Here is a 21825-nt window from a genome sequence, read left to right as displayed (position 1 = left end):
GATGCTTTTTTTACTTATCGCATTTAGCTGCCTGCTGTTTCAATTCTTTTTACCCTGGTGGATCATCGGACCGCTTGCTTTTGGCTTTTCGTTCTGGAAAGCCTACAGCGGAAGAAATGCATTTCAATCCGCCTTTTACGCAGTTGCTCTTCTGTGGGCTGTTATTGCTCTTATTCATACCCTCGAGAACGAGAATATCCTTGCAAATCGAGTCGGACAGCTATTTATGTTACCTGCCTGGAACTTCAACTGGGTGATAATGCTGATGGTTACTGCATTGATTGGGGGACTGGCAGCAGGTGTTGCCGCTTTAGCGGGATATTATTGTCGCCTTGCTTTTACTAAGAGGTAATCATTCTTCTATTTATCTTTGCGGGGTGAATCAGATATCCGCAGCGCAAATCTTTTCAATAAAGACAGAAGAAGAGTTTGAAACTGTCGCCCTCCAGGTATTTCGTTACCAGGCAGTGGCTAACCCGGTGTACAGGAAGTTCCTTACAGCTTTGCGGATAATACCAGAGGAAATAAAACAGATGCGGGACATCCCCTTTTTACCCATAGAGTTCTTTAAATCACACGAGATCTGGTGTGGGGAAAATGTCCAGCCGGAAGTCGTTTTCTCCAGCTCAGGAACAACTGGCATGAGTACAAGCAAACATCCCGTGAGAAATATCGCGCTGTATGAAGAAAGCTTCCGGAAGGGTTTTCGGCTGTTTTATGGCGACATCCGGCAGTACTCGGTCCTTGCTTTGCTTCCCTCCTACCTGGAGCGTGAAGGGTCATCCCTGATCTATATGGTCGATGCGTTGATCCACGAAAGCGAAAAACCAGCTAGTGGATACTTTCTGTACAACCACCGAGAACTTTATGAAACATTGGTTCAGCTAAGAGACCAGAATGAGAAGGTGATTCTGATTGGTGTTACCTATGCATTGCTCGATTTTATTGAACAGTATCAAGTCGACTTTCCCAACTTAATAGTGATGGAAACAGGTGGGATGAAAGGCAAAAGAAAGGAGATGATCCGGGAAGAATTACATTTGGCGTTAACGACAGGCTTTGGAGTAGCGCGCATCCACTCAGAATATGGGATGACTGAGCTACTTTCACAGGCTTATTCGAAAGGGAATGGCATTTTCGAATGCCCCGCCTGGATGCGGGTTTTGGTAAGGGACACCAACGATCCATTCCACTATCTAGAAGAAGGAAGAACCGGGGCACTGAACATCATCGACCTGGCAAACCTTCACTCCTGTGCCTTCATTGCTACTCAGGATCTTGGAAGACTAAACAACAGAGCTTTCGAAGTTTTAGGTCGCTTTGACAATAGTGATATCCGGGGCTGCAATCTTTTGGTCCAATAGCAAATATCGCTCTCCTTATTTTTTCCTATTTTCGACTCATCAATGCAAAAATTCCTTCAAAAGATCGGTTACACCCGCTTACTCCTTGTACTTTGGATTATTCTGCCAGTTGTATCGGCTGTCAAACAGGTATCGACTAACAGTCATAACAACTACCTCATTTTTAAACACGTTTTCATTAACACCTTAAATAATCATCCGCTTTACCAAAGGCAACCGGAATATTTTTTGGACAACAACCACTACGGCCCTTTTTTCGGATTGTTCTTTGCGCCATTTGCACTGCTTCCGGATATGGCAGGCGCTGTACTCTGGGCGCTTTTCAACTCGCTGATGCTTTTCTGGGCGATCTGGAAACTTCCGTTAACCGTTAAACAAAGAAATCTCATTCTCCTGATATCCACCCATGAGCTGATCACTTCTCTGCTGAACCTGCAGATCAATCCCTTTACCACAGCGTTGGTGATCTTCACATATATTTTTGCGATTAAGCATAAAGAGATTCTGGCGGGACTAATGATTGCAATTGGTTTCCTCATAAAACTTTATGGTATCGTAGGTTTTGCGTTCATCCTTTTCGCCCGCCGATACGTGGTCTTTGTCGTTTCCTTTGCTGCTTTCACCGTACTGCTAGCCTTATTACCTCTGTTTATTTCCTCCTGGACATTCCAACTGGAGGGTTATCATGATTGGGCAGCTGCACTTTCGCGGAAAAACGGTTTAAACCTGACCTCTACCATGCAGAATGTATCGGTGATGGGTTTGATCCAGCGAAACATCTACCCGGATGCCCCAACTGCCTACATATTAGGGGTGGGACTAATCCTGATGTCCGCCATGGTGTTGCTCAACTTTAAGCAGCTATCCAATGATCGGTACCGGATGCTGCTTCTGGCAGCCGTGCTGCTGTTCGCGGTGCTCTTTTCTACAGGTTCAGAATCTGCAACTTATATCATTGCCTTTGTTGGCGTGGCCATCTGGTATGTAACAAAGCCGCAAAAGAACGCCTGGGATCACTTTTTGCTGATATTTGCCCTGGTGCTAACCAGTTTATCACCTACGGATCTTTTTCCAGCCGAAGCGAGAACTTTTATACGCGAACATCGGCTCAAGGCACTACCTTGTCTTTTAGTCTGGCTGGAAGTGCTTAGAGAAAGTTATTTTTTAAAGAGACCAGCGACAGTAAATGAATAAGGTCATATCCGTTATCATACCCGCCTACAACGAAGAGCAGAATCTGCCCTTGTTGACAGAGAAACTGTATAGACTCTTTGAGCGATTACCCTATTCTCTTGAACTGATTTTCATCAATGATGGAAGCAGGGACAAGAGTCTGGATGTTTTGAAGCAGCTTTCCAATCAGTACAACAACCTCTTCTACATCGACTTTTCCAGGAATTTCGGTCAACAGAACGCCTTGAGGGCTGGCTACGATTACTCTTCCGGGGACGCCGTGATCTGTATGGATGCTGACCTGCAAAATCCGCCTGAGGTAGTGGAAGAGCTGATCCATAAGTGGGAAGAAGGCTTTGAAGTGGTGGTTTGCAAAAGAAGAGGAGCGGTACAAAATGCGGGGGCTTTTAAAGAGAGTACCTCACGGGCTTTTTATCGTTTAATGAGTTTCCTGACGGATATTCCCGTTGAACCGAATTCGCCTGATTTCAGGCTCATAGACCGTAAGCTGGTAAACGTCATCAAAGATCTGAATGAAAAAGACATTTTCTTCCGTGGGCTCATCTCCTGGATGGGTTTCAAAAAAGCCGTAGTAGAGTACGATCACAGCGTACGGCTGCATGGGGAAACGAAGTATTCGCTTCAGAAAATGATTAAACTCGCCTCCTCAGGACTTACCAGCTTTAGCGTAAAACCACTTCACCTGGCGATGTACCTTGGTTTGATTATTTCCAGCCTTTCTTTGCTGTATATCCCCTACGCGTTCATCAGCTATTTCCGGGGCGAAACTATTTCCGGTTGGGCATCGCTCATCGTTACAGTAGCTTTTTTTGGAGGACTTCAGTTGCTGATCCTGGGAGTAATCGGAATGTACCTCGGCAAACTTTTTATGCAGTCGAAACAGCGCCCTGAATATATCGTCCGCGAGACGAACCTGAGAAATTAAATAAAAAAGGCCAGGAGTTCCTCCCGGCCTTTTTCGTTTATCAGCGTCCAACTATTCAGCGATCAGCAGAAAATAGTTCTTCTTACCTTTTTGAGCGATCAGATACTTACCTTTAACCAAATCAGATGCCGAGACAACCTGAGCCTGATCGGCAACCTTCTGACGGTTAATGGATACTCCCCCACCCTGGATCATTTTTTTAGCTTCCCCTTTTGACGAGAAAACTTTCGAGCGGTCGGCCAAAAGATCTGTCACGTTTAGTCCTCCTTCTAACTCCGCCTTAGTTACCTGAAATTGAGGTACCCCTTCAAAAACTTCCAGCACTTCCTCGTCACTTAGCTGCTCGAGGAACTCAACACCTCCTGTCCCAAAAAGAAACTCGGAAGTTTTTAGAGCGGTTTGCAAGGCTTGCTCAGAGTGCGTGCGAATGGTGATCTCCTCGGCCAATGCTTTCTGAACAATACGCAAGTGCGGAGCTGCATCGTGCTCTTTTTCTATTGCCTCAATCTCCTCCTTTCCTTTCAAAGAGAATATGCGGATCCAATTTTTTGCGTCATCATCGGCTGCATTTAGCCAGAACTGGTAGAACTTGTAGGGCGAAGTCTTTTTAGCGTCGAGCCAAACGGCGCCACTTTCTGTTTTACCGAACTTGGTTCCGTCGGACTTTTTAATCAGCTGCGTAGTGATGGCAAAAGCCGTACCCGCTTCTTTCCGACGAATCAGCTCAGTACCGGTCACGATGTTTCCCCACTGGTCAGAACCACCCATCTGAACCAGACAGTTTTTATTTTTCCAAAGCCAGTAGAAGTCGTACCCCTGAACCAGCTGGTAAGTAAATTCAGTAAAAGACATTCCCGTTTCTCCTTCCAGTCGCTTTCTTACCGAATCCTTGGCCATCATATAATTGACAGTGATATGTTTCCCAACATCACGAATGAACTCCAAAAAACTAAAGCTCTTAAACCAGTCGTAGTTATTCACCATTTCAGCACTGTTGGGCGCATCGCTATCGAAATTTAAAAACTTACTCAGCTGCGATTTCAATGCCTCCACGTTCCGGTTAAGAACATCCTCAGAAAGCAGATTCCGCTCAGCAGATTTGCCCGAAGGATCGCCAACCATTCCTGTTGCGCCTCCAACTAAAGCAAAAGGCTTGTGTCCTGCCCGCTGAAAGTGAATAAGGGTCATGATTTGTGTAAGATGGCCAACGTGAAGAGAGTCGGCAGTAGGGTCAAAGCCAATATACCCCGACACCATACCTTTATTCAGCTCTTCCTCAGTTCCGGGCATTATATCGTGCAGCATGCCACGCCAGCGTAATTCTTCTACAAAGTTCATCTTATGGGTATTTAAGGCTGCAAAGATAGAAGAATTGAGAAATTAAAAACTGCCGGCTTTGTACTCCTGTTTTAGTTGCATGCCAGAAGTAAAAATCATCGAACAGAAAACACTGTCAGAAAACCATTCAAAACTGGAGCTCTTCAGGATAGAGAAGACCGAAAAAGGGAAAACGGTAACCCAGGAAAGAGAAATTTTCTTCCGTCCTGCTGCTACCACTATTTTACTTTATGATCCTGACCGACGGACAGTGCTACTAACTCGTCAATTCCGCCTTCCTGTTTATCTTGGAAAAGATGAAGCGATTTTAGAGGCTTGTGCAGGACTCATTGACGAAGGCGAGTTTCCCGAACATGCCGTTGTGCGGGAAGTTGAAGAAGAAACTGGCTACCGGATATCTGAGATTGAGAAAGTCGCTGAAGCATACACCTCTCCGGCAGCCTTTTCTGAATATGTACATTTTTATTTCGGAAAATATTCCCCCGACATGAAGGTTAATAGTGGAGGAGGATTAGAGGATGAAGGTGAACAAATTGAATTGGTGGAGCTTTCAGCACAGGAAGCCCGTGAAAAATTACTTTCCGGAAAAATAAAGGATGTAAAAACGATCGTGCTTTTGCAGCATGCCATCATAAAAAACCTGATTTAGTCGGCCTTTTTCACTATATTCTACAGTAGCGCTAGTAACAGGCGTTACTTTAACCTATGAACTTCCTGTCCCATTACTATTTTGATCGGTTTACAACAGATCCCGATAGGGTGATAGGAATGGTATTGCCGGATTTGGTGAAGAACGCCAGCAAAGATTGGTGCTTACGCCCGGAGAAACAGGAAGAGAAATTTAAAGAGAACGATCACCTCAGGAGCCTCTTAATTGGCTGGAAAAGACATCTCGAGGTAGACAAGATCTTTCACTCTTCCGACTTTTTCTGCCGGCACACCGAAAATATCAAACTGCAAATCGTGCCTGTTTTAAGCAACTCATTAGTAAGGCCCTCCTTTGTAGCCCATATCGCGCTCGAGCTGATGCTGGATGCGCTTCTGCTGACTGAATCAGTGCTGGAGGCAGAAAGCTTCTATGAACAAATTGCCGCCGCAGATCAATTGGCCCTGAATCAGTTCCTTAAGATCAACCAGGTTGAACAAACGGACCGGTTTTTCAGATTCCTCGACGAATTCATCGAGGCTTCCTACCTCAACAGCTACCGGGAAGCTAATAATATCATGTACGCACTTACGCGTATTTGCATGCGACTTTGGTCCGACCCCTTCAGCGAAACTCAAAAACTGCAGCTCACCAGCGTGCTCATCGACTATCAAAGACGTCTCAAGGACGAATTTATGGAGATCTTTAATGAGATCGACAGGCGCATCAATTAAGTGCTCCAAACATCTACCCTTCCTTGTCGTTTATCCAACTAATTGAACAGGCATGGGCAAAAGCTACAATTCCCCAAATTTCAACGGAAAAGTTTTTAAAAACCCACTCCCTACAGTGGTTACCAAACAGGGCGCCTTCCTGAAAATCTTGCGGGAGAACTTTTTCGATAAGAACAAACACTTGCGGGAGCCGCAAACGCCGCTCGGTCCTTTTAAAACCCATCTTCCTACCCTTCAGCATCTGCCTCCAGATGAGCTTCGCGTTACCTGGCTGGGACATTCAACCTTGCTGATAGACATCGACGGAAAACGATTCCTAACCGACTCAGTCTGGGCAGAACGCGTTTCACCTTTCAGCTTCATCGGTCCGAAACGCTTTTTCGAACCTCCACTTCCCCTGAAAGAACTGCCTCCGCTGGACGGCATTATCATCTCCCACGATCATTACGATCACCTGGATGCTTCTACCGTCAGGACGCTGGCGCAAAACCACTTCTTTTGTCCCCTGGGAGTAGGAGCCCGACTGCAAGGCTTCGGAGTGGCGCCTGGTAATATTACAGAGTTCGACTGGTGGACAGAAAAGGAGATTGCGCCGGGTTTCAAAATTGCAGCCACTCCTGCCCGCCACTTTTCAGGTAGGTGAATCAACGATCGGTTCAAAACGCTCTGGGCCTCCTGGGTGTTGCTTGGTCCCAGTCATCGAATGTATTATGGTGCTGATTCGGGCATGTTTCCCGGCTTTGCGGATATTGGCAATAAATACGGCCCTTTTGATCTTTGTGCCCTCGAAATCGGTGCTGCCAATGAGGATTGGGAAGACATTCACATGGGCCCGTACAAAGCAGCCGACGCCCATAAAATGCTGAAAGGAAAACTGATGCTCCCCATCCACTGGGGAACCTTCAATCTGGCTCTTCATCCCTGGGACGAACCCATTGAGCAACTCCTGGCTTATGCCTCGGAAAAGCAGATCGATTTACTCATTCCTGCTCCTGGTCAAACTGTAAATACCCGGCAGCCTATGAACAGCAATTGGTGGAAATCCTGACCTAAAACCTATCTTTTAATCAGCTTTGCCAGCAAGATAATAGAATAAATACTGAACCCCACAGAGGCTGTCAAAGCAAAGACAATCCGGTAAGCTTCACCCGATTGCAAACTCGTTAGCAGGGAGCCCAAAGCCAGGAAAGTCAGCGCCAGGTTTATAAAAAAAGAAATTCTTAGTTTTTTAACATCTTCCATGAATGGATCCTATCGAAAATCCAAAGTAACACAAATACTTAAACTTATTAAAGGATTATGAAAACCACAGTCTGCATTTCAATCTCTGCTAGTCCGGCTTTCCGCTTCTAGTCCTCGCCGGCTCCCCTACATCCCTCTGCCGGCTCCGGGCTAACCGCTTCAATCCGGTTTAGCTTACATCGCAGGTAGTTCAAACACCGCTACCTGCCCAGCGCTCTTCCCCGGCAAAAGCTCTCATCCCTTCCTCTTTTTGGACCCAAAATCCTATCTTCGTTCCATGTCGCTTTTGGATGTTAAAGAACGAATGGATGCGCTGGTGAAAGAATTAAACCAGCATAACTACAACTACTATGTGCTGGCTCAGCCCACCATCTCCGACTTTGAGTTCGACCAGAAACTCAAAGAACTGACGGAGCTTGAAAAACAACACCCTGAATACCAGAGCGCTGATTCTCCCACCCTAAAAGTAGGCGGCGAAATCACCAAAGAGTTCAAAACAGTGCAACACCGCTGGCCCATGCTTTCACTGGGTAATACGTACAGCGAGCAGGACCTTCGCGATTTTGACGAGCGCATCCGCAAAGCAATCGGAAACGACTTTGAATATGTTTGCGAGCTGAAGTTCGACGGTCTCTCTATGAGCTTAACGTACAAGGACGGCCTACTGGACAGGGCAGTAACACGCGGCGACGGCACTAAAGGCGACGATGTAACTACCAACATCAAAACGATCAAACGCATCCCTAAAAAATTAAATGCGGGTGACTACCCAAACGAGTTTGAAATCCGGGGGGAAGTGTTTATGCATCGGGCGGCTTTTGAAAGGCTCAACAGCGAGCGAATCCAGAAAGGAGAAGTGCCTTATGCCAATCCCAGAAATTTCGCTGCCGGCACCGTGAAGCTACAGGACTCATCAGAGGTGGCCAGAAGGCCTCTCGATTGCTTCCTGTATTTTCTGTACACGGAAAAACCCTTATTCAAAACTCACTGGGAAAGCCTCGAAGCAGTGAAAAACTGGGGCTTCCATGTTTGTGAACATAACCGTCTTTGCAAGAATATAGACGAAGCTATCGATTTTATTCATTACTGGGGAGAGAACCGGTTCAACCTCAGTTACGATATCGATGGCATCGTACTTAAAGTGAATAGCTATGCGCAGCAACACGAACTTGGCTTCACGGCAAAGTCGCCACGCTGGGCCATCTCCTATAAGTACAAAGCAGAAGAGGTAGAAACTACCTTAGAAAGCGTTAGCTACCAGGTGGGAAGAACCGGTGCGGTAACTCCCGTTGCCAATCTGAAGCCTGTTCTGCTGGCTGGAACAACGGTAAAGCGAGCCACTCTCCACAACGCCAACGAGATTCAACGATTGGATCTGCACCTGGGGGACACTGTTTTTGTAGAGAAAGGTGGTGAGATCATCCCGAAAATTATATCCGTTAATACTCTGAAACGAAAGCCGGGTGCTGAAAAAGTGATCTACCCGGATACCTGCCCCGAATGCGGAAGTAACTTGGTTCGTAAGGAAGGAGAAGCGGCGCACTATTGCCCGAACGACGAGGGCTGTCCTACCCAGATTGTGGGTAAGATCCAGCATTTTATCGGCCGCAGAGCCATGAACATTGAAGGCTTGGGTGATGAAACAGTGGAAGCACTATACCGCAAAGGCCTTATCGAGCACATCAGCGATCTTTATATCCTTAGAGAAAAGACGGCAGAGCTAAAACAGATGGAGCGCTTCGGCGAGAAATCGATCAACAACATGCTCGAAGGCATCGAACGCTCGAAACAGATGCCGTTTGAAAAAGTACTTTTCGGACTAGGAATCCGCTACGTGGGTGAAACGGTGGCGCGAAAAATTGCGACTCATTTCAAAAACATCGATAGCCTGATCAGCGCTTCTTACGAGGAACTTACATCTGTTGATGAAATCGGTGGGAGGATTGCGGAGAGTTTGATAGAATATTTCGCAGAGCCTCGCCATATCGAACAAATTGAAAAACTGAAGACTTCAGGTTTACAATTTGTTACGGAAGAAAAGGAAGTAAGCCTGGCTAGCGATAAGCTTTCAGGGAAAACCTTCATCATCTCCGGCGTATTTGAGCAGTTCAGTCGCGAAGAGTTGGCGGAACTTATTCAGTCGAACGGCGGGAAGATACTCAGTTCTATATCCGGTAAATTGAATTACCTGGTAGCAGGCGATAATATGGGTCCTTCCAAACTTGAAAAAGCAAAAAAACTAAACATTCCGATTATTTCGGATGCCGATTTACTGAAGATGATCGAGTAATAAGTTCAAAACATTCTTTCAAATTGCAAATTAGGGTGTTAAATTAGCACCCACTTTTGGTTCAAGCTTTCCATCCTGTATTATTGGTAAAATTAGGGCCAGATTCAATCAGATCAATGAACAAATTTATAGGAACTGGGGTAGCGATGGTTACTCCTTTTGACACAAACAGGGAGGTGGATTTTTCAGGCCTAAAAAATCTGATTAATCACTTGATAGAAGGCGGGGTAGAGTACCTTGTTTCCCTCGGTACTACCGGAGAATCAGCGACTCTTAACGACGATGAAAAGAAAGCTGTTTGGGAATTTACAGCTGAGACGGTCGCCGGACGTGTTCCGCTCGTAGCTGGAATTGGCGGGAATGACACCAGGGAAATTGTTTCGAAGGTACAGCAATTTAATGTATCCGGCTATGATGCTATTCTTTCCGTTAGTCCCTATTATAACAAGCCTATCCAGGAGGGGATGTACCAGCACTATAGAGCGATTGCTGAAGCAGCTTCACTCCCGATCATCCTTTATAATGTTCCGGGTCGTACCGGAAGTAATTTAGCCCCCGAGACTACGCTACGTTTAGCACACGATTTCAAGAATATCATCGCTGTAAAGGAAGCGTCGGGGAATTTTGATCAGTTCAATCAGATCCTGAAAGATAAACCAGAGGATTTTCTGTTCATCTCAGGAGATGATGGCGTTACACTGCCGCTTATTGCGATGGGTGCTGCCGGCATTATCTCGGTGATAGGAAATGCTGTTCCACGTATATTTTCGAACATGGTCCGCCTGTGTTTGGAAGGCAAGTTCAAAGAAGCCCAAAAATTACATTACCAATTACTTCCACTGGCTTCTCTGCTATTCTGCGAAGGAAACCCTGCCGGCGTAAAAGCGGCATTGAAGCAGTTAGGAATTTGCGAAGATGCCCTGCGTTTACCACTAGTGAACGTGAGCGAGAAGACGTTCGAGCGCATCGGTCAGGAACTCCACAACCTAAAATAAACAAAAAGCCCGGAGGAGAATTTCCACCGGGCTCAATTTCTTCTTTCGCGCTAGCGGCTACTATTTTGCAACTGCAGCGTTCTTAGCCTCCTGAATTTCCAAACGGATCGCCTGGGCAAGGTTCTTCACATCCTGCAAGCCTTTTCTAACTCGTGTTCCTGCAGCACTGTTTCCCTTGTTGTAAAACTTGTCGGCATCAGCTTCTAAACCATTAAGAAGGTTTTTAAGCTCAGAAAATCTTTCAAAATTTGCCATTGTGTAGTTTAGTTTTAATGGTTAATTATTTAATAAGACAAACGAATGTAAATTCTTTTTTCAGAAAAAAAAAGCATCTCCATGAAGATATAAGGCTTAGTTCCTTATTTTTTTTCCACATTAACCTCACAATTAACAACTGTATCTTCCTAATAGTCAGATTGATTTACTTTTTAACTGGTAATTCTGTCGCAAGACAGAACGAAGTGGCAACCAACACTGCTTGAGAAAGGGGCATAAATGCAAAAAGCGCAACCTTCTGAGTTGCGCTTTTTTTCCTCCTATTAACGAGGTAGCTATTAAGCTGTCACAATATTTTGCTCTTTGTAATAACCTCTTTGAAGCTTTTCTGCTACTTCTGAGAAAGCATCCAGTGTTCTTTGTACGTCCTCTAAGGAGTGTGCAGCCGTCGGAATGATCCGAAGTTCCATCAGCCCTTTCGGAATTACAGGATACACTACAATGGAACAGAAGATTCCGTAATTCTCTCTCAGGTCCATAGTAACAGCAGTAGCTTCGTTCAGCTCCCCTTTCAAGAAGACCGGAGTCACCATCGTATTAGTTACACCTAAATCAAAGCCCCTATCCCTTAATCCTTTCTGAAGTGTAGTAGCAATTGTCCATAGCTTTTCTCTTAGTTCTGGCTTATTCCTCAGTAATTCAAGTCGCTTGCGTAAGCCAATCACCATCGGCATGGGTAGTGCTTTCGCAAAAGTCTGCGAACGCATGTTATAACGCAGGTAGTTTACAATTTCTTCGTTCGAAGCTACAAATGCACCAATACCCGCCATTGACTTGGCGAAGGTGCCGAAGTAAACGTCGATTCCGTCAATCACTCCCTGTGCTTCGTGTGTACCAGCTCCTGTAGGTCCCATTGTTCCAAAGCCGTGAGCATCGTCAATTAACAGACGGAAATTGAACTCCTTCTTCAGGTCGACAATCTCTTTCAACTTCCCTTGAGCTCCCGACATTCCGAATACGCCCTCTGTGATGACCAAAATCCCGCCTCCAGTCTGCTCAACTAACTTAGTTGCTCTTTCCAGTTGTTTCCTGCAGCTTTCAATGTCGTTATGTTGGTATACAAAACGCTTACCCATATGTAATCTCACGCCATCGATAATACAAGCATGTGATTCGGCATCATAAACAATAACATCATTTCTGTCTACCATGGTATCTATGATAGATACCATGCCCTGATAACCATAGTTCAACAAAAAAGCATCCTGAAAGCCGGTAAAGTCGGCAAGATCCTTCTCAAGTGCCTCATGGTGGTTCGAGTTCCCCGACATCATTCGGGCTCCCATTGGGTAAGCCATACCGAATTCTGCTGCGCCTTTTGCATCCGCCTCACGTACTTCGGGGTGATTTGCCAATCCCAAATAATTGTTCAAACTCCAAACAAGATGATCTTTCCCACGAAATTTCATATGGGGAGCGATCTCGCCTTCAAGCTTAGGAAATGCGAAATATCCATGAGCCATTTTCTGATGCTGGCCAATCGGCCCCATATTTTTAGAAATTTTATCAAATAAATCCAATGTGTTATTATTTAAAAGTTACTATTCAGATAAAGCCGCAAATTTACCGTTTAAATGCCTGATTAACAATTTATTTACGGCGCTTAATTCTTTAGAGAATGTTATTAATGCAAAAAGCCTCTATCCGTTTGCAGGGATAAAGGCTTTACTGGTCTTTTAATTTCTTAATCTACGTTATCGTGTAAGAACGAATTGTTCGGTCTGATCTCGGTGTTGCCCTCATCGTTAGAAAGGGTAAACCTTGAAATCTGAGACTCGGAAGAATGAGGTACTTGTTGCAGCGCCATTTGCTTGCGTTTATAAGCCGGCTCATTTTCCAGCTCCTGCAAGCCGTTCGCCGTGCGTAGCTTCATGCTCAGATCTTTCAAACGCAGGATCCGCTCTCTTGATTTACGCAGCTGTTCTTCGATTGATTCGTCAGTCTTATTCTCGTCAGGATTGAACGCTTCTGGTTGCACAGGTTGAGGCTCAGGCTCTCTCACGGGCTCTGGTTTTATTTCCTGTGCAGCTGTTCCGAACTGATACTCTGATTCTGCAACCTTAAGTCCAAATTCAAATGGCGTCTCTTCCACTGGCTTTACCGGCTCTTCTTCCTGCAGGGTATGACGAATAATCCGGGGTTGCTCTACCTGCTGCGGCTGAGGTCTTTCCTCCGTTGTATTTTTCTTGAAGAAGCCGCCAAACAGGTCTGCCTGAACTTCAGCAGAATATTTTGTTTCTGGCTCGGGGCTTGGTGCAACTACAGGACTTGCCTGAATGAATGTATTCTCCACGTTAACAGGCTTCACCATCGGAGCATTCTCCGGTGTCAACATCGAAACTTTCTTCTGCTGACTTTTTTCGATAGCTCGCTCTTCTTTCGTCTGGAAACCAGTAGCGATGATCGTCACAGAAAGTTTATCTCCCAAGGATTCATCAATACAGTTACCCCAAATCAAATCGGCTGCCAAACCGGCTTCCTCCTGAATGTAGTCTGTAATGATACTTACCTCATCCATTGAAACCTCTGTTGAACCAGAGCTGATGTTCAATAAAATATATCTCGCACCTTCAATCTCATTATCCTTTAAAAGCGGAGATGCCAGAGCACCTTCTACTGCTCTAAGCGCCCGGTTGTCGCCATCAGCTGCATAACTTCCCATGATGGCAACACCGCTGTTGTTCATCACCGTACGAACATCTTTAAAGTCGACGTTGATATAACCAGGGATAGTTATAATCTCGGCAATCCCTTTAGCCGCTGTGGTCAGGATATTGTCGGCCTGAGCAAAAGCAGCACTTAATGTCAGGTTTCCGAAGATTTCACGCAAGCGATCGTTAGAAATAACCAGATAAGAGTCTACATGCTTTTTAAACTCTTCAAGTCCTTCCTCTGCCTGCATCCTACGTCTTTTTCCTTCGAAAGAAAAAGGAGTAGTGATGATACCAACAGTTAATATATCTAATTCTTTTGCAGCTTTCGCGATGATCGGACTGGCACCAGTACCTGTACCTCCTCCCATTCCTGCCGTTATAAACAACATCTTGGTGTTAGTTCCAAGCATGCGTTTGATATCCTCAATATTTTCAATAGCAGAATTTCTTCCCACTTCAGGAATTGAACCTGCACCCATTCCTTCTGTTAAACTGGCTCCTAATTGAACCTTATTCGGGATAGGGCTAAGCTCTAAAGCCTGCGCATCGGTATTACAAATGATGAAGTCAACACCCGTAATTCCTTGCCTGTACATGTGGTTTACAGCATTACCACCGCCACCACCAACACCAATTACTTTAATAATTGATGACTTTTCTTTTAACATTTCAAACTGCATGTCCTTATTAATCAGTTTAGTAGATTTCGTTTTTTCAGACCTATTCCTTGTCGTAATATTAAATATTTTTACACACAAGTTTTCCACACTTGTTGAGTTTGTGGAAAACTCCCAAAATGTGGATAATTATTTAATATAGTCCTCGTCCTTGATATCGTCCTTGATAAATTTCGCTCCCGTCTGCAGCAGTTTGTCAAATAGTCCAAAAGACTTTTTAGCTTTTTCCGGCTGTGGTTTTTCCACGAACACCCCTGGCTGTCTCATCATTTCCATCATCTCTTCTGTTTTATGAATTCCTTTAATCAACAATCCTATACCCGTTGCATACATCGGGCTTTTCAACTCATCATAAATATTCTTCGGCAACACCTCGTTCTTTGCCAAATGCTCGTTTGGATAGCCCACCCGGCAATCCAGTCCCGTCACATACTCTACCAATTGTGGCAGGTGTTTAAGCTGGGCACCACCACCAGTGATCACGATACCGGCAATGAGGCGTTTTTCATAGCCCGAAGCCTTTATCTCGTAGTACACGTGCTCTAAAATTTCTTCCATCCTCGCCTGGATGACATAAGCAAGGTTTTTAACCGAGATCTCTTTCGGCTCGCGACCCCGAAGACCAGGAACGCAAATGATCTCATTTTCTTTGTTCTCATCGGCAAGAGCAGATCCGAAGCGGGTCTTTAACAGCTCTGCCTGGTTGCGCATCACTGAACATCCCTCGCGGATATCTTCCGTAATACTATTACCTCCAAAAGGAATCACTGCCGTATGACGGATAATTCCTTCATGGAAGATGGCAATATCAGTGGTACCTCCACCAATGTCAACAAGCACAACACCCGCCTCTTTCTCCTCTTCGCTTAGCACAGACTCAGAAGATGCAAGGGGCTCTAAAATTAGTTCCTGAGTTTCAAGATGGGCATTGGTAACACATTTAAGGATATTTTTCACAGCGCTAACATGACCAGAGATGATGTGGAAATTCGCCTCCAGGCGCACCCCAGCCATACCGATCGGATCTTTGATTCCCGGCTCGTTATCTACCGTAAACTCTTGTGGCAACACGTGGATGATCTCCTCTCCCGGAGGCATCACCAGTTTATACATATCTTCGATGAGCTTCTCGATATCCTTTCGCTGGATTTCGTTCTGCAAATCTTTACGCGTCAAGATGCCGCGATGCTGCAGGCTTTTTATATGCTGTCCCGCAATACCCACGTTTACAATCTTAATCTCGACGTTGGACTGAGAACCCGCCTCATCCACTGCCTGAAGGATCCCTTGTACCGTCTTTTGAATGTTCGATACAACTCCGCGTGTCACACCCGCAGACTCTGCCTTCCCTATCCCTAGTATTTCTATCTTCCCATGACCACTTCTTCGTCCCACTATCACACAAATCTTAGTAGTCCCTATGTCTAGCCCTACGACAATAGGTGAACTTTTTGATGTTGTAGAAGTACCTTTTTCCATAAATTTAACGTGTTGCTGTTGTTATTGTATCCTTAATTGTTTTTGTTCCGGTTGTTGTCGCTGTTGCCGGATTAGGGGCAACGGTTGCCTGTATAGAAGTACTGTCTAAGCCGCTCTTTACGCAGACAATCTGGTTGGAGTATTTAATATTGATCGTTTTATAGGCATCCCATCCAACCCGTGGTATTGCCTTTTTGTAAAATATCAGGAGGTTTCTGAACTTGTTCTTTAACGAATCTGCATCTCCCAAGATAATTTTGTGGTTACCCACCCTGGGGATCATTTCGATCTCGCGCTGTTCATTGACATAGAGTTGCTCAATCTGTTCTTTCCAAAGAGTGTCCCGTTCTATAAAAACCGCCGTTTTATATAAGTCTTTGGCCAGCTTGGTCTGCATCGTGTCTACCTTCCCGTTAAAGCCTTCCATGATGAAACCATTGGCGACCAGCACATGTGGTGTATAGCTATGCGACACAGGTACTTTCAGGCCCTCTTTATCTATATAGTAATCCTGATTCACGTAGTTCAGTATGCGAAGCACCGGCTCACGCTGATCGATCTGAATACTTATCACGCCGTCCATGTCTGCGTATACCTTGGCGTCCTTGATATAAGGATTAGCGATAATGGCCTCTTCGATCTCCTGAATATCTACGGAAGCCAGGCTCCTCCCAATTAGACGTCCTGAGTTTTGAAGAATAATTGCATCGATTTCATCCCGGTCAATAAAGCTCTCCATCCCGGGAATAAGCACTTTAATATCCGTAACCTTTGCATCTCCCTTCTTCACCTCAATAAAACTCATAAGCGCCACCACACCTCCTATGGAAATTATCCATAGGAACACCGTAAGTACCGCTTTCCAGTTTATTCGCTTAAGCATTTTGAAGTATCCGCTTTATAGGTTCAACCAGGGTATCTATGTCACCAGCTCCTACCGTTAAAAGTAGTTCCGGCTTTTTATTTCGCACGAATTCAAGCGCTTCATTTTTTCCACACAGCTGCTTGATTTCCAAAGACATTCGATCGAAAATAATCTGCGACGTTACCCCCGGAATCGGCAATTCTCTGGCCGGATAAATATCCAGCAGTAATAGTTCATCGGCCATGTTTAAAACTTCTGCAAAGCCCTCCACAAAATCCCGGGTACGGGAATAAAGGTGCGGCTGAAAAATCACAGTCAATTTCTTTTCAGGATACAAGGCTTTTACCGCTGTAATACAAGCCCTTAGTTCTTCCGGGTGATGGGCGTAATCATCTATGAAAACTACATCCTCCGTTTTAAGAATATATTCAAACCGTCTTTTAACGCCTTTAAAATCCGCCAAGGCCGCCTTAATCTTCTCCACTCCGATTCCCAGCAACAGTCCCACCTGAACTGCGGCAGTCGCGTTTTCAACGTTATGGAGACCAGGAAGGCCGAGCTCAATATTGTCAATGCGTAGTTCAGCACTTACAAAGTCAAAATGAAATGTTCCATTAACAATGCGCACGTTCTCTGCATAGACATCCGCCTGTTCTTTAGCAGAATAGGTAGTTCCGCCCTCCAGCGATAATCCTTTCTTGTGGATCAGTCGCCCGCCTTCTTTAATTTGCGATGCAAAAAGCCGGAACGACTCCTTCACATGCTCGTCATCTCCATAAATATCGAGATGATCGGCGTCCATAGAAGTAATTACGGCGATATCCGGATGCAGGCGCAGAAAAGAACGATCGTATTCATCGGCTTCAACTACCACTACATTGTTTTCTCCAAACAGCACATTACTGTTGTAGTTGGAAGCAATGCCCCCAAGGAAGGCAGTACAATCAAATCCAGAATATTTCAGCACATGGGCGATCATGGTGGAAGTGGTAGTCTTTCCGTGTGTTCCTCCTATCGCTACCGTAAACATTCCTTTACTGATGATACCCAGCACTTCCGAACGCTTCTTCAGCTCGAAACCTTTCTCCCGGAAGTAATTGAGGATTGCAGCATCTGCAGGGATTGCCGGAGTATAAATAACCAGCAGGGATTCATCGCTATCACGGAAGGCTGGAAGAATTTCCTCCACGCTATCCGTATAAGTAATGTCCATTCCCTCCGCCGAAAGGCTATCGGTAAGAGTTGTCTGCGTGCGGTCATATCCAGCCACCAAACAACCCCTCTTTTGGAAGTAGCGCGCAAGGCCACTCATGCCAATGCCACCAATTCCTACCAGATAAACTTTCTTTATGTTATTCAATTCCATATCTACTCTGTCCGGTTAATCCGAACCTCTGTTTCTGTTCCTACTTCCTTCTGTCAGCCAACTTCAAGACTTCCGCCGCAATAACTTCGTCGGCGTTAGGCAAAGCCAGCTTTCCTATATTTTCACTTAGTTCTTTAATCTTATCAGGCTTATTAATTAAGCTTAGCGCGATATCTGCCAGCTCCCGCTCTGCCACAGAGTCAGCAACCAAAATCGCAGCTCCGTTTTGGGCTAAAGCCATCGCATTCTTTGTCTGATGATCCTCTGCCACATTAGGTGAAGGAACCAAGATCACCGGCTTTTTAATCACACACAGCTCCGCAATGGTTCCTGCTCCCGCCCTTGAAATGATCACATCCGCGGCAGCGTAAGCATGGTCCATTCTATTCAAAAACTCGAGCACTACGACATTCGGGTGGGGGCGTTCCCCTACTTGTTCTACCACCGCCTTGTAATAGTACTTCCCAGTCTGCCAAATCAGCTGCACATCTGCAGCGATCAACTTTCCGAGGCCCGCCGTCATACTTTTGTTCAACGTTCCGGCGCCAAGACTCCCACCCGTAACGAGGATCGTCTTCTTTGCAGGATCTAAACCGAAAGCTGCATAAGCCTCGTCCCTCTTTCCTGCAATAGCAACCGATTCCTTCCTTAAGGGATTACCGGTTAACATGATCCTTTCCGCCGGAAAGAACTTTTCCATCCCCTCAAAGGCCACACAAATTTTCTCTGCCTTCTGGCCCAGTTTTTTGTTGGTAATGCCGGCATATGAATTCTGCTCCTGAATCAAATAGGGAACATTCATCCACCCTGCGGCATAAAGCAAAGGTCCGGAAGCGTATCCACCCACGCCAACAGCGACGTCGGGCTTAAACGACTTGATCACCGAGCGAGCTTTCAGCAAGCTCTTCAGCATCTTCACCGGAAGTAGGATGTTCTTCCACAGAGCTTTCCGCTGAAAGCCCTGAATATCGAGACCCACAATTTCGTAACCTGCAGCCGGAACCTTTTCCATCTCCATCCTTCCGTTGGCACCAACGAACAGAATTTGAATGGTGGGATCGATACGCTTCAAGGCATTTGCAATTGCAACTGCCGGGAAGATATGACCTCCTGTTCCGCCTCCGCTTATGATTACTTTCTTCATTTTTGTTTGATGACAGAACAGGTTCTACCCGGCTCTATCCGTAATTCTTTTATTTAGGCCATCGCCGGGATTTCCCCTACGATTACTTTATTATCACTTGATTTCTTTCCCTCCTGGCTTCCGTCCTTTTTTTCTTCGATATCGCGACTAACACTAAGAATAATACCAAAGGCAACACTGGTGAACAGGATGGACGTTCCCCCCATACTGACCAGAGGCAGCGGCACCCCGGTAACGGGACCAAGTCCAACCGAAACCGCCATATTGGCAAAAGCCTGGATGGTAAGACTAAAACTGAGGCCGGCCGCCAACAGGGCTCCAAAAGCTTTCGGACTCGCTGTTACAATTAATATACAGCGATACAAAAACACCAAGTAGATGATCACCAGCGCTACACCACCTACCATTCCATACTCCTCGATGATCAAAGCGTATACAAAATCGGAATAAGGGTGCGGCAAGTAATTTCTCTGCGTACTATTCCCGGGTCCTTTTCCCATGATACCCCCAGTAGCGATCGCAATTTTAGCCTGATTGGCCTGGAATGATTTATCAGGATCTGCCTTCTCGGGATGCATGAACGTCTCGATACGAGAGATGTATGTTTTTCTACGTGGACCCAAAAAGATTACGCAGGAAAGCAATATCAAGCCGCCAAGACAAACAATTGCAATTTGCTTAATACTAATACGACCGATAATTAGCAGCAAAATGCTTACACCGAACAACATGATGGCTGTTGATAAGTTAGCCAGGGCGATCAGTATAAATACCACGCAAACCGACCCCATAATGGGCAGGAAGGCATCTTTCACATCTTTAATATTCTCCTGTTTACGGGTAAGCGTTCTGGCCAGAAATGTAATAAGGGCGAGTTTCGCCATATCCGAAGTCTGGAAAGTCTGATTGATGATCGGGATGGTCACCCAGCGACTCGCATCGTTCACATTGTTACCAAAAATCAGGGTATACAACAGAAGAGGTATCGTAAAAATCATCAAGATCTTTGAAATACCCGCATAATACCTGTAATCGAGCTTATGGGAGAAGTACATCAGCGCGATACCTCCCACAATCATCACCAGGTGCTTAATCAGGTACTGCTCGGCAGACTTATCGTTTTTATAAGCGATGGTACCGGTAGAGCTATAAACAGCGAGTAAAGACCATACTGAAAGCAATATCACTATCAGCCAAATCCACCGGTCTCCTTTTGTCTTACTTAGTATAGCGTTTAGCATGTTACACCTATTTATGTTCGTACCCTTAATAATTATCTCAATATGCGCTACAATTCTCTTATAGCGTCTTTAAACTGATTGCCCCTGTCTTCGTAGTTTTTAAACAGATCAAAACTTGCACAAGCCGGAGAAAGAAGAACAGTATCGCCTTTCTTGGCCAAATGATAAGCGATTTGCACTGCTTCAGCGGCCGAAAAAGTATTCACAATTACTTCCACGTCATCCTCGAAAGCATCGTGAATCCGTTTGTTGTCTTTGCCCAGGCAAACAATAGCCTTCACTTTGCTTTTTACCAGATCTTTCAGCATGCTGTAGTCATTTCCCTTATCGACACCCCCAAGAATGAGCACCACGTCGGTATTCATACTCTCCAGCGCGTACCATGTAGAATTAACGTTGGTTGCCTTAGAGTCGTTAATAAAATCGATCCCGGATATACGACCAGCGTGTTCAAGGCGGTGTTCAATGTTTTTGAAATCACCCATGCTTTCGCGGATTCTTTCGTTGCGCAGTTCTAATACTTTAGCAACTATTCCAGAGGCCATGGAGTTGTAGATGTTGTGTTTGCCCTGCAATGCTAGTTCTGTTAATGACATGGTGAATGATTCTTGTTTATCCAGGTTTATAATAATTTGATCGTTTTTTAAGAAAGCGCCTTCCGCCAATTCCTTTTGAATGGAAAATGGATACGCTTTAGCTGCTATCGGGTGGCGACTAAGACCATTCACCGTTTCCGCGTCATCTGCACAGTAAATGAAAATATCTGCCGAAGTTTGATTTTGAGCTACACGGAACTTTGAATCCACATAGTTTTCCATCTTGTAATCGTAGCGATCCAGGTGATCGGGAGTGATATTGAGTAGTACAGCAATATCTGCCTTAAACTCATACATATCGTCCAGCATAAAGCTACTGATCTCCAGCACGTAATAGTCGAACTCTTCCGTTGCTACCTGACGAGCGAAACTGTTACCGATATTTCCAGCAAGACCCACATTCAATCCCGCATTCTTCAAAATGTGATAGGTCAACATGGTCGTCGTCGACTTTCCATTGGACCCCGTAATACAGATCTTCTTTGCAGAGGTATAACGACCGGCAAACTCGATTTCAGAGATGACCGAAATGCCTTTTTCCTTAAGTTTCTTTACCAGGGGCGCCTTTTCGGGAATACCAGGACTTTTAATCACCTCGTCTGCCGATAGGATCCGCTCTTCGGTATGTTGCTGCTCTTCGAATTCAACACCATGCTCCGCAAGCTCCCTCTTGTATTTATCCGCTATCGGACCGAGGTCAGACACAAAGACCTCGTAGCCCTGCTTCTTCGCTAATACCGCAGCACCAGCGCCACTTTCTCCTGCCCCAAGGATCACCATGTATTTCTTCTCTGCCATC

18 protein-coding genes and 1 pseudogene are annotated in these 21825 nt (G+C 45.3%); 9 read left to right on the top strand and 10 right to left on the bottom strand.

Features of this window, described 5'->3' with window-relative positions:
* Position 1 precedes the first annotated feature (1 nt).
* From J4N23_RS15535 to J4N23_RS15520, 4 genes are read left to right on the top strand one after another with little or no spacing between them, the layout of a single operon-like run.
* Positions 2 to 352: a hypothetical protein gene (locus tag J4N23_RS15535; protein ID WP_207428611.1), complete on the top strand. Its 351-nt coding sequence runs from the start codon at positions 2 to 4 to the stop codon at positions 350 to 352.
* 25 nt (positions 353 to 377) lie between these two features.
* The gene (locus J4N23_RS15530; protein ID WP_207428610.1) at positions 378 to 1364 is read left to right on the top strand and encodes an acyl transferase; all 987 of its coding nucleotides are present in this window, start codon (positions 378 to 380) and stop codon (positions 1362 to 1364) included.
* Positions 1365 to 1406: 42 nt separating this feature from the next.
* Positions 1407 to 2558 carry a glycosyltransferase family 87 protein gene (locus J4N23_RS15525; RefSeq protein WP_207428609.1) on the top strand — a complete coding sequence of 384 codons (1152 nt, stop codon included), beginning with the start codon at positions 1407 to 1409 and terminating at the stop codon, positions 2556 to 2558.
* Positions 2551 to 3483, top strand: a complete 933-nt coding sequence (locus J4N23_RS15520; RefSeq protein WP_207428608.1) for a glycosyltransferase family 2 protein — start codon at positions 2551 to 2553, stop codon at positions 3481 to 3483. The genes J4N23_RS15525 and J4N23_RS15520 overlap by 8 nt, the downstream gene beginning before the upstream one ends.
* Before the next feature lie 51 nt (positions 3484 to 3534).
* On the opposite strand, the gene tyrS is transcribed toward J4N23_RS15520, so the two are convergent.
* Positions 3535 to 4821, bottom strand: a complete 1287-nt coding sequence (tyrS, locus tag J4N23_RS15515; RefSeq protein ID WP_207428607.1) for a tyrosine--tRNA ligase — start codon at positions 4819 to 4821, stop codon at positions 3535 to 3537.
* 79 nt (positions 4822 to 4900) lie between these two features.
* Between tyrS and J4N23_RS15510 the strand changes: the two genes are divergently transcribed.
* The 5 genes and pseudogenes from J4N23_RS15510 (at position 4901) to dapA (ending at position 10728) form a co-directional block, all read left to right on the top strand.
* On the top strand, positions 4901 to 5470 hold the full coding sequence (locus J4N23_RS15510) for an NUDIX domain-containing protein (RefSeq protein WP_207428606.1): 570 nt from the start codon (positions 4901 to 4903) through the stop codon (positions 5468 to 5470).
* Positions 5471 to 5526: 56 nt separating this feature from the next.
* On the top strand, positions 5527 to 6201 hold the full coding sequence (locus J4N23_RS15505) for a hypothetical protein (RefSeq protein ID WP_207428605.1): 675 nt from the start codon (positions 5527 to 5529) through the stop codon (positions 6199 to 6201).
* Positions 6202 to 6253: 52 nt separating this feature from the next.
* Positions 6254 to 7249 (top strand): annotated as a pseudogene (locus J4N23_RS21030) (MBL fold metallo-hydrolase).
* Between the two features lie 471 nt (positions 7250 to 7720).
* Positions 7721 to 9733 (top strand): NAD-dependent DNA ligase LigA, encoded by a 2013-nt coding sequence (gene ligA / locus J4N23_RS15490; RefSeq protein ID WP_207428599.1) that lies wholly within the window; start codon positions 7721 to 7723, stop codon positions 9731 to 9733.
* 116 nt (positions 9734 to 9849) lie between these two features.
* Complete coding sequence (gene dapA, locus J4N23_RS15485) at positions 9850 to 10728, top strand: 4-hydroxy-tetrahydrodipicolinate synthase (RefSeq protein ID WP_207428597.1); 879 nt, start codon at positions 9850 to 9852, stop codon at positions 10726 to 10728.
* A 60-nt stretch (positions 10729 to 10788) separates the two neighbouring features.
* Here dapA and J4N23_RS15480 read toward each other — a convergent pair whose 3' ends face one another.
* From J4N23_RS15480 to murD, 9 genes are all read right to left on the bottom strand, one after another.
* Positions 10789 to 10983 carry a histone H1 gene (locus J4N23_RS15480; RefSeq protein ID WP_207428596.1) on the bottom strand — a complete coding sequence of 65 codons (195 nt, stop codon included), beginning with the start codon at positions 10981 to 10983 and terminating at the stop codon, positions 10789 to 10791.
* Positions 10984 to 11282: 299 nt separating this feature from the next.
* Positions 11283 to 12524, bottom strand: coding sequence for an aminotransferase class I/II-fold pyridoxal phosphate-dependent enzyme (locus J4N23_RS15475; protein WP_207428595.1), 1242 nt, complete (start codon positions 12522 to 12524; stop codon positions 11283 to 11285).
* 164 nt (positions 12525 to 12688) lie between these two features.
* Positions 12689 to 14338 carry a cell division protein FtsZ gene (gene ftsZ / locus J4N23_RS15470; protein WP_207428594.1) on the bottom strand — a complete coding sequence of 550 codons (1650 nt, stop codon included), beginning with the start codon at positions 14336 to 14338 and terminating at the stop codon, positions 12689 to 12691.
* Between the two features lie 126 nt (positions 14339 to 14464).
* Positions 14465 to 15814 (bottom strand): cell division protein FtsA, encoded by a 1350-nt coding sequence (gene ftsA / locus J4N23_RS15465; protein ID WP_207428593.1) that lies wholly within the window; start codon positions 15812 to 15814, stop codon positions 14465 to 14467.
* Between the two features lie 4 nt (positions 15815 to 15818).
* Positions 15819 to 16697, bottom strand: a complete 879-nt coding sequence (locus J4N23_RS15460; RefSeq protein ID WP_207428592.1) for a cell division protein FtsQ/DivIB — start codon at positions 16695 to 16697, stop codon at positions 15819 to 15821.
* Positions 16690 to 18045, bottom strand: coding sequence for a UDP-N-acetylmuramate--L-alanine ligase (gene murC / locus J4N23_RS15455; RefSeq protein WP_207428591.1), 1356 nt, complete (start codon positions 18043 to 18045; stop codon positions 16690 to 16692). Before murC ends, J4N23_RS15460 begins: the two co-directional genes overlap by 8 nt.
* 40 nt (positions 18046 to 18085) lie before the next feature.
* Positions 18086 to 19189, bottom strand: a complete 1104-nt coding sequence (gene murG / locus J4N23_RS15450) for an undecaprenyldiphospho-muramoylpentapeptide beta-N-acetylglucosaminyltransferase (RefSeq protein ID WP_207428590.1) — start codon at positions 19187 to 19189, stop codon at positions 18086 to 18088.
* Positions 19190 to 19242: 53 nt separating this feature from the next.
* Positions 19243 to 20430 carry an FtsW/RodA/SpoVE family cell cycle protein gene (locus tag J4N23_RS15445; RefSeq protein ID WP_207428588.1) on the bottom strand — a complete coding sequence of 396 codons (1188 nt, stop codon included), beginning with the start codon at positions 20428 to 20430 and terminating at the stop codon, positions 19243 to 19245.
* Between the two features lie 47 nt (positions 20431 to 20477).
* The gene (murD, locus tag J4N23_RS15440) at positions 20478 to 21824 is read right to left on the bottom strand and encodes a UDP-N-acetylmuramoyl-L-alanine--D-glutamate ligase (protein ID WP_207428587.1); all 1347 of its coding nucleotides are present in this window, start codon (positions 21822 to 21824) and stop codon (positions 20478 to 20480) included.
* Position 21825 lies beyond the last annotated feature (1 nt).

Source organism: Pedobacter sp. SYSU D00535, from assembly GCF_017355855.1.
Taxonomy (GTDB): domain Bacteria; phylum Bacteroidota; class Bacteroidia; order Sphingobacteriales; family Sphingobacteriaceae; genus Desertivirga.
Note: the sequence above shows the minus strand (reverse complement) of the source record. Positions and strands in the feature narration are given on the sequence as shown.

Coding starts and splice junctions, on each gene's coding strand:
- J4N23_RS15525 (WP_207428609.1), top strand. CDS start 1,407: ATGCAAAAATTCCTTCAAAAGATCGGTTACACCCGCTTACTCCTTGTA.
- murC (WP_207428591.1), bottom strand. CDS start 18,045: ATGGAATTGAATAACATAAAGAAAGTTTATCTGGTAGGAATTGGTGGC.
- ftsZ (WP_207428594.1), bottom strand. CDS start 14,338: ATGCAGTTTGAAATGTTAAAAGAAAAGTCATCAATTATTAAAGTAATT.
- J4N23_RS15480 (WP_207428596.1), bottom strand. CDS start 10,983: ATGGCAAATTTTGAAAGATTTTCTGAGCTTAAAAACCTTCTTAATGGT.
- J4N23_RS15520 (WP_207428608.1), top strand. CDS start 2,551: ATGAATAAGGTCATATCCGTTATCATACCCGCCTACAACGAAGAGCAG.
- J4N23_RS15535 (WP_207428611.1), top strand. CDS start 2: ATGCTTTTTTTACTTATCGCATTTAGCTGCCTGCTGTTTCAATTCTTT.
- J4N23_RS15510 (WP_207428606.1), top strand. CDS start 4,901: ATGCCAGAAGTAAAAATCATCGAACAGAAAACACTGTCAGAAAACCAT.
- J4N23_RS15445 (WP_207428588.1), bottom strand. CDS start 20,430: ATGCTAAACGCTATACTAAGTAAGACAAAAGGAGACCGGTGGATTTGG.
- ligA (WP_207428599.1), top strand. CDS start 7,721: ATGTCGCTTTTGGATGTTAAAGAACGAATGGATGCGCTGGTGAAAGAA.
- dapA (WP_207428597.1), top strand. CDS start 9,850: ATGAACAAATTTATAGGAACTGGGGTAGCGATGGTTACTCCTTTTGAC.
- ftsA (WP_207428593.1), bottom strand. CDS start 15,814: ATGGAAAAAGGTACTTCTACAACATCAAAAAGTTCACCTATTGTCGTA.
- J4N23_RS15460 (WP_207428592.1), bottom strand. CDS start 16,697: ATGCTTAAGCGAATAAACTGGAAAGCGGTACTTACGGTGTTCCTATGG.
- murG (WP_207428590.1), bottom strand. CDS start 19,189: ATGAAGAAAGTAATCATAAGCGGAGGCGGAACAGGAGGTCATATCTTC.
- J4N23_RS15505 (WP_207428605.1), top strand. CDS start 5,527: ATGAACTTCCTGTCCCATTACTATTTTGATCGGTTTACAACAGATCCC.
- tyrS (WP_207428607.1), bottom strand. CDS start 4,821: ATGAACTTTGTAGAAGAATTACGCTGGCGTGGCATGCTGCACGATATA.
- murD (WP_207428587.1), bottom strand. CDS start 21,824: ATGGCAGAGAAGAAATACATGGTGATCCTTGGGGCAGGAGAAAGTGGC.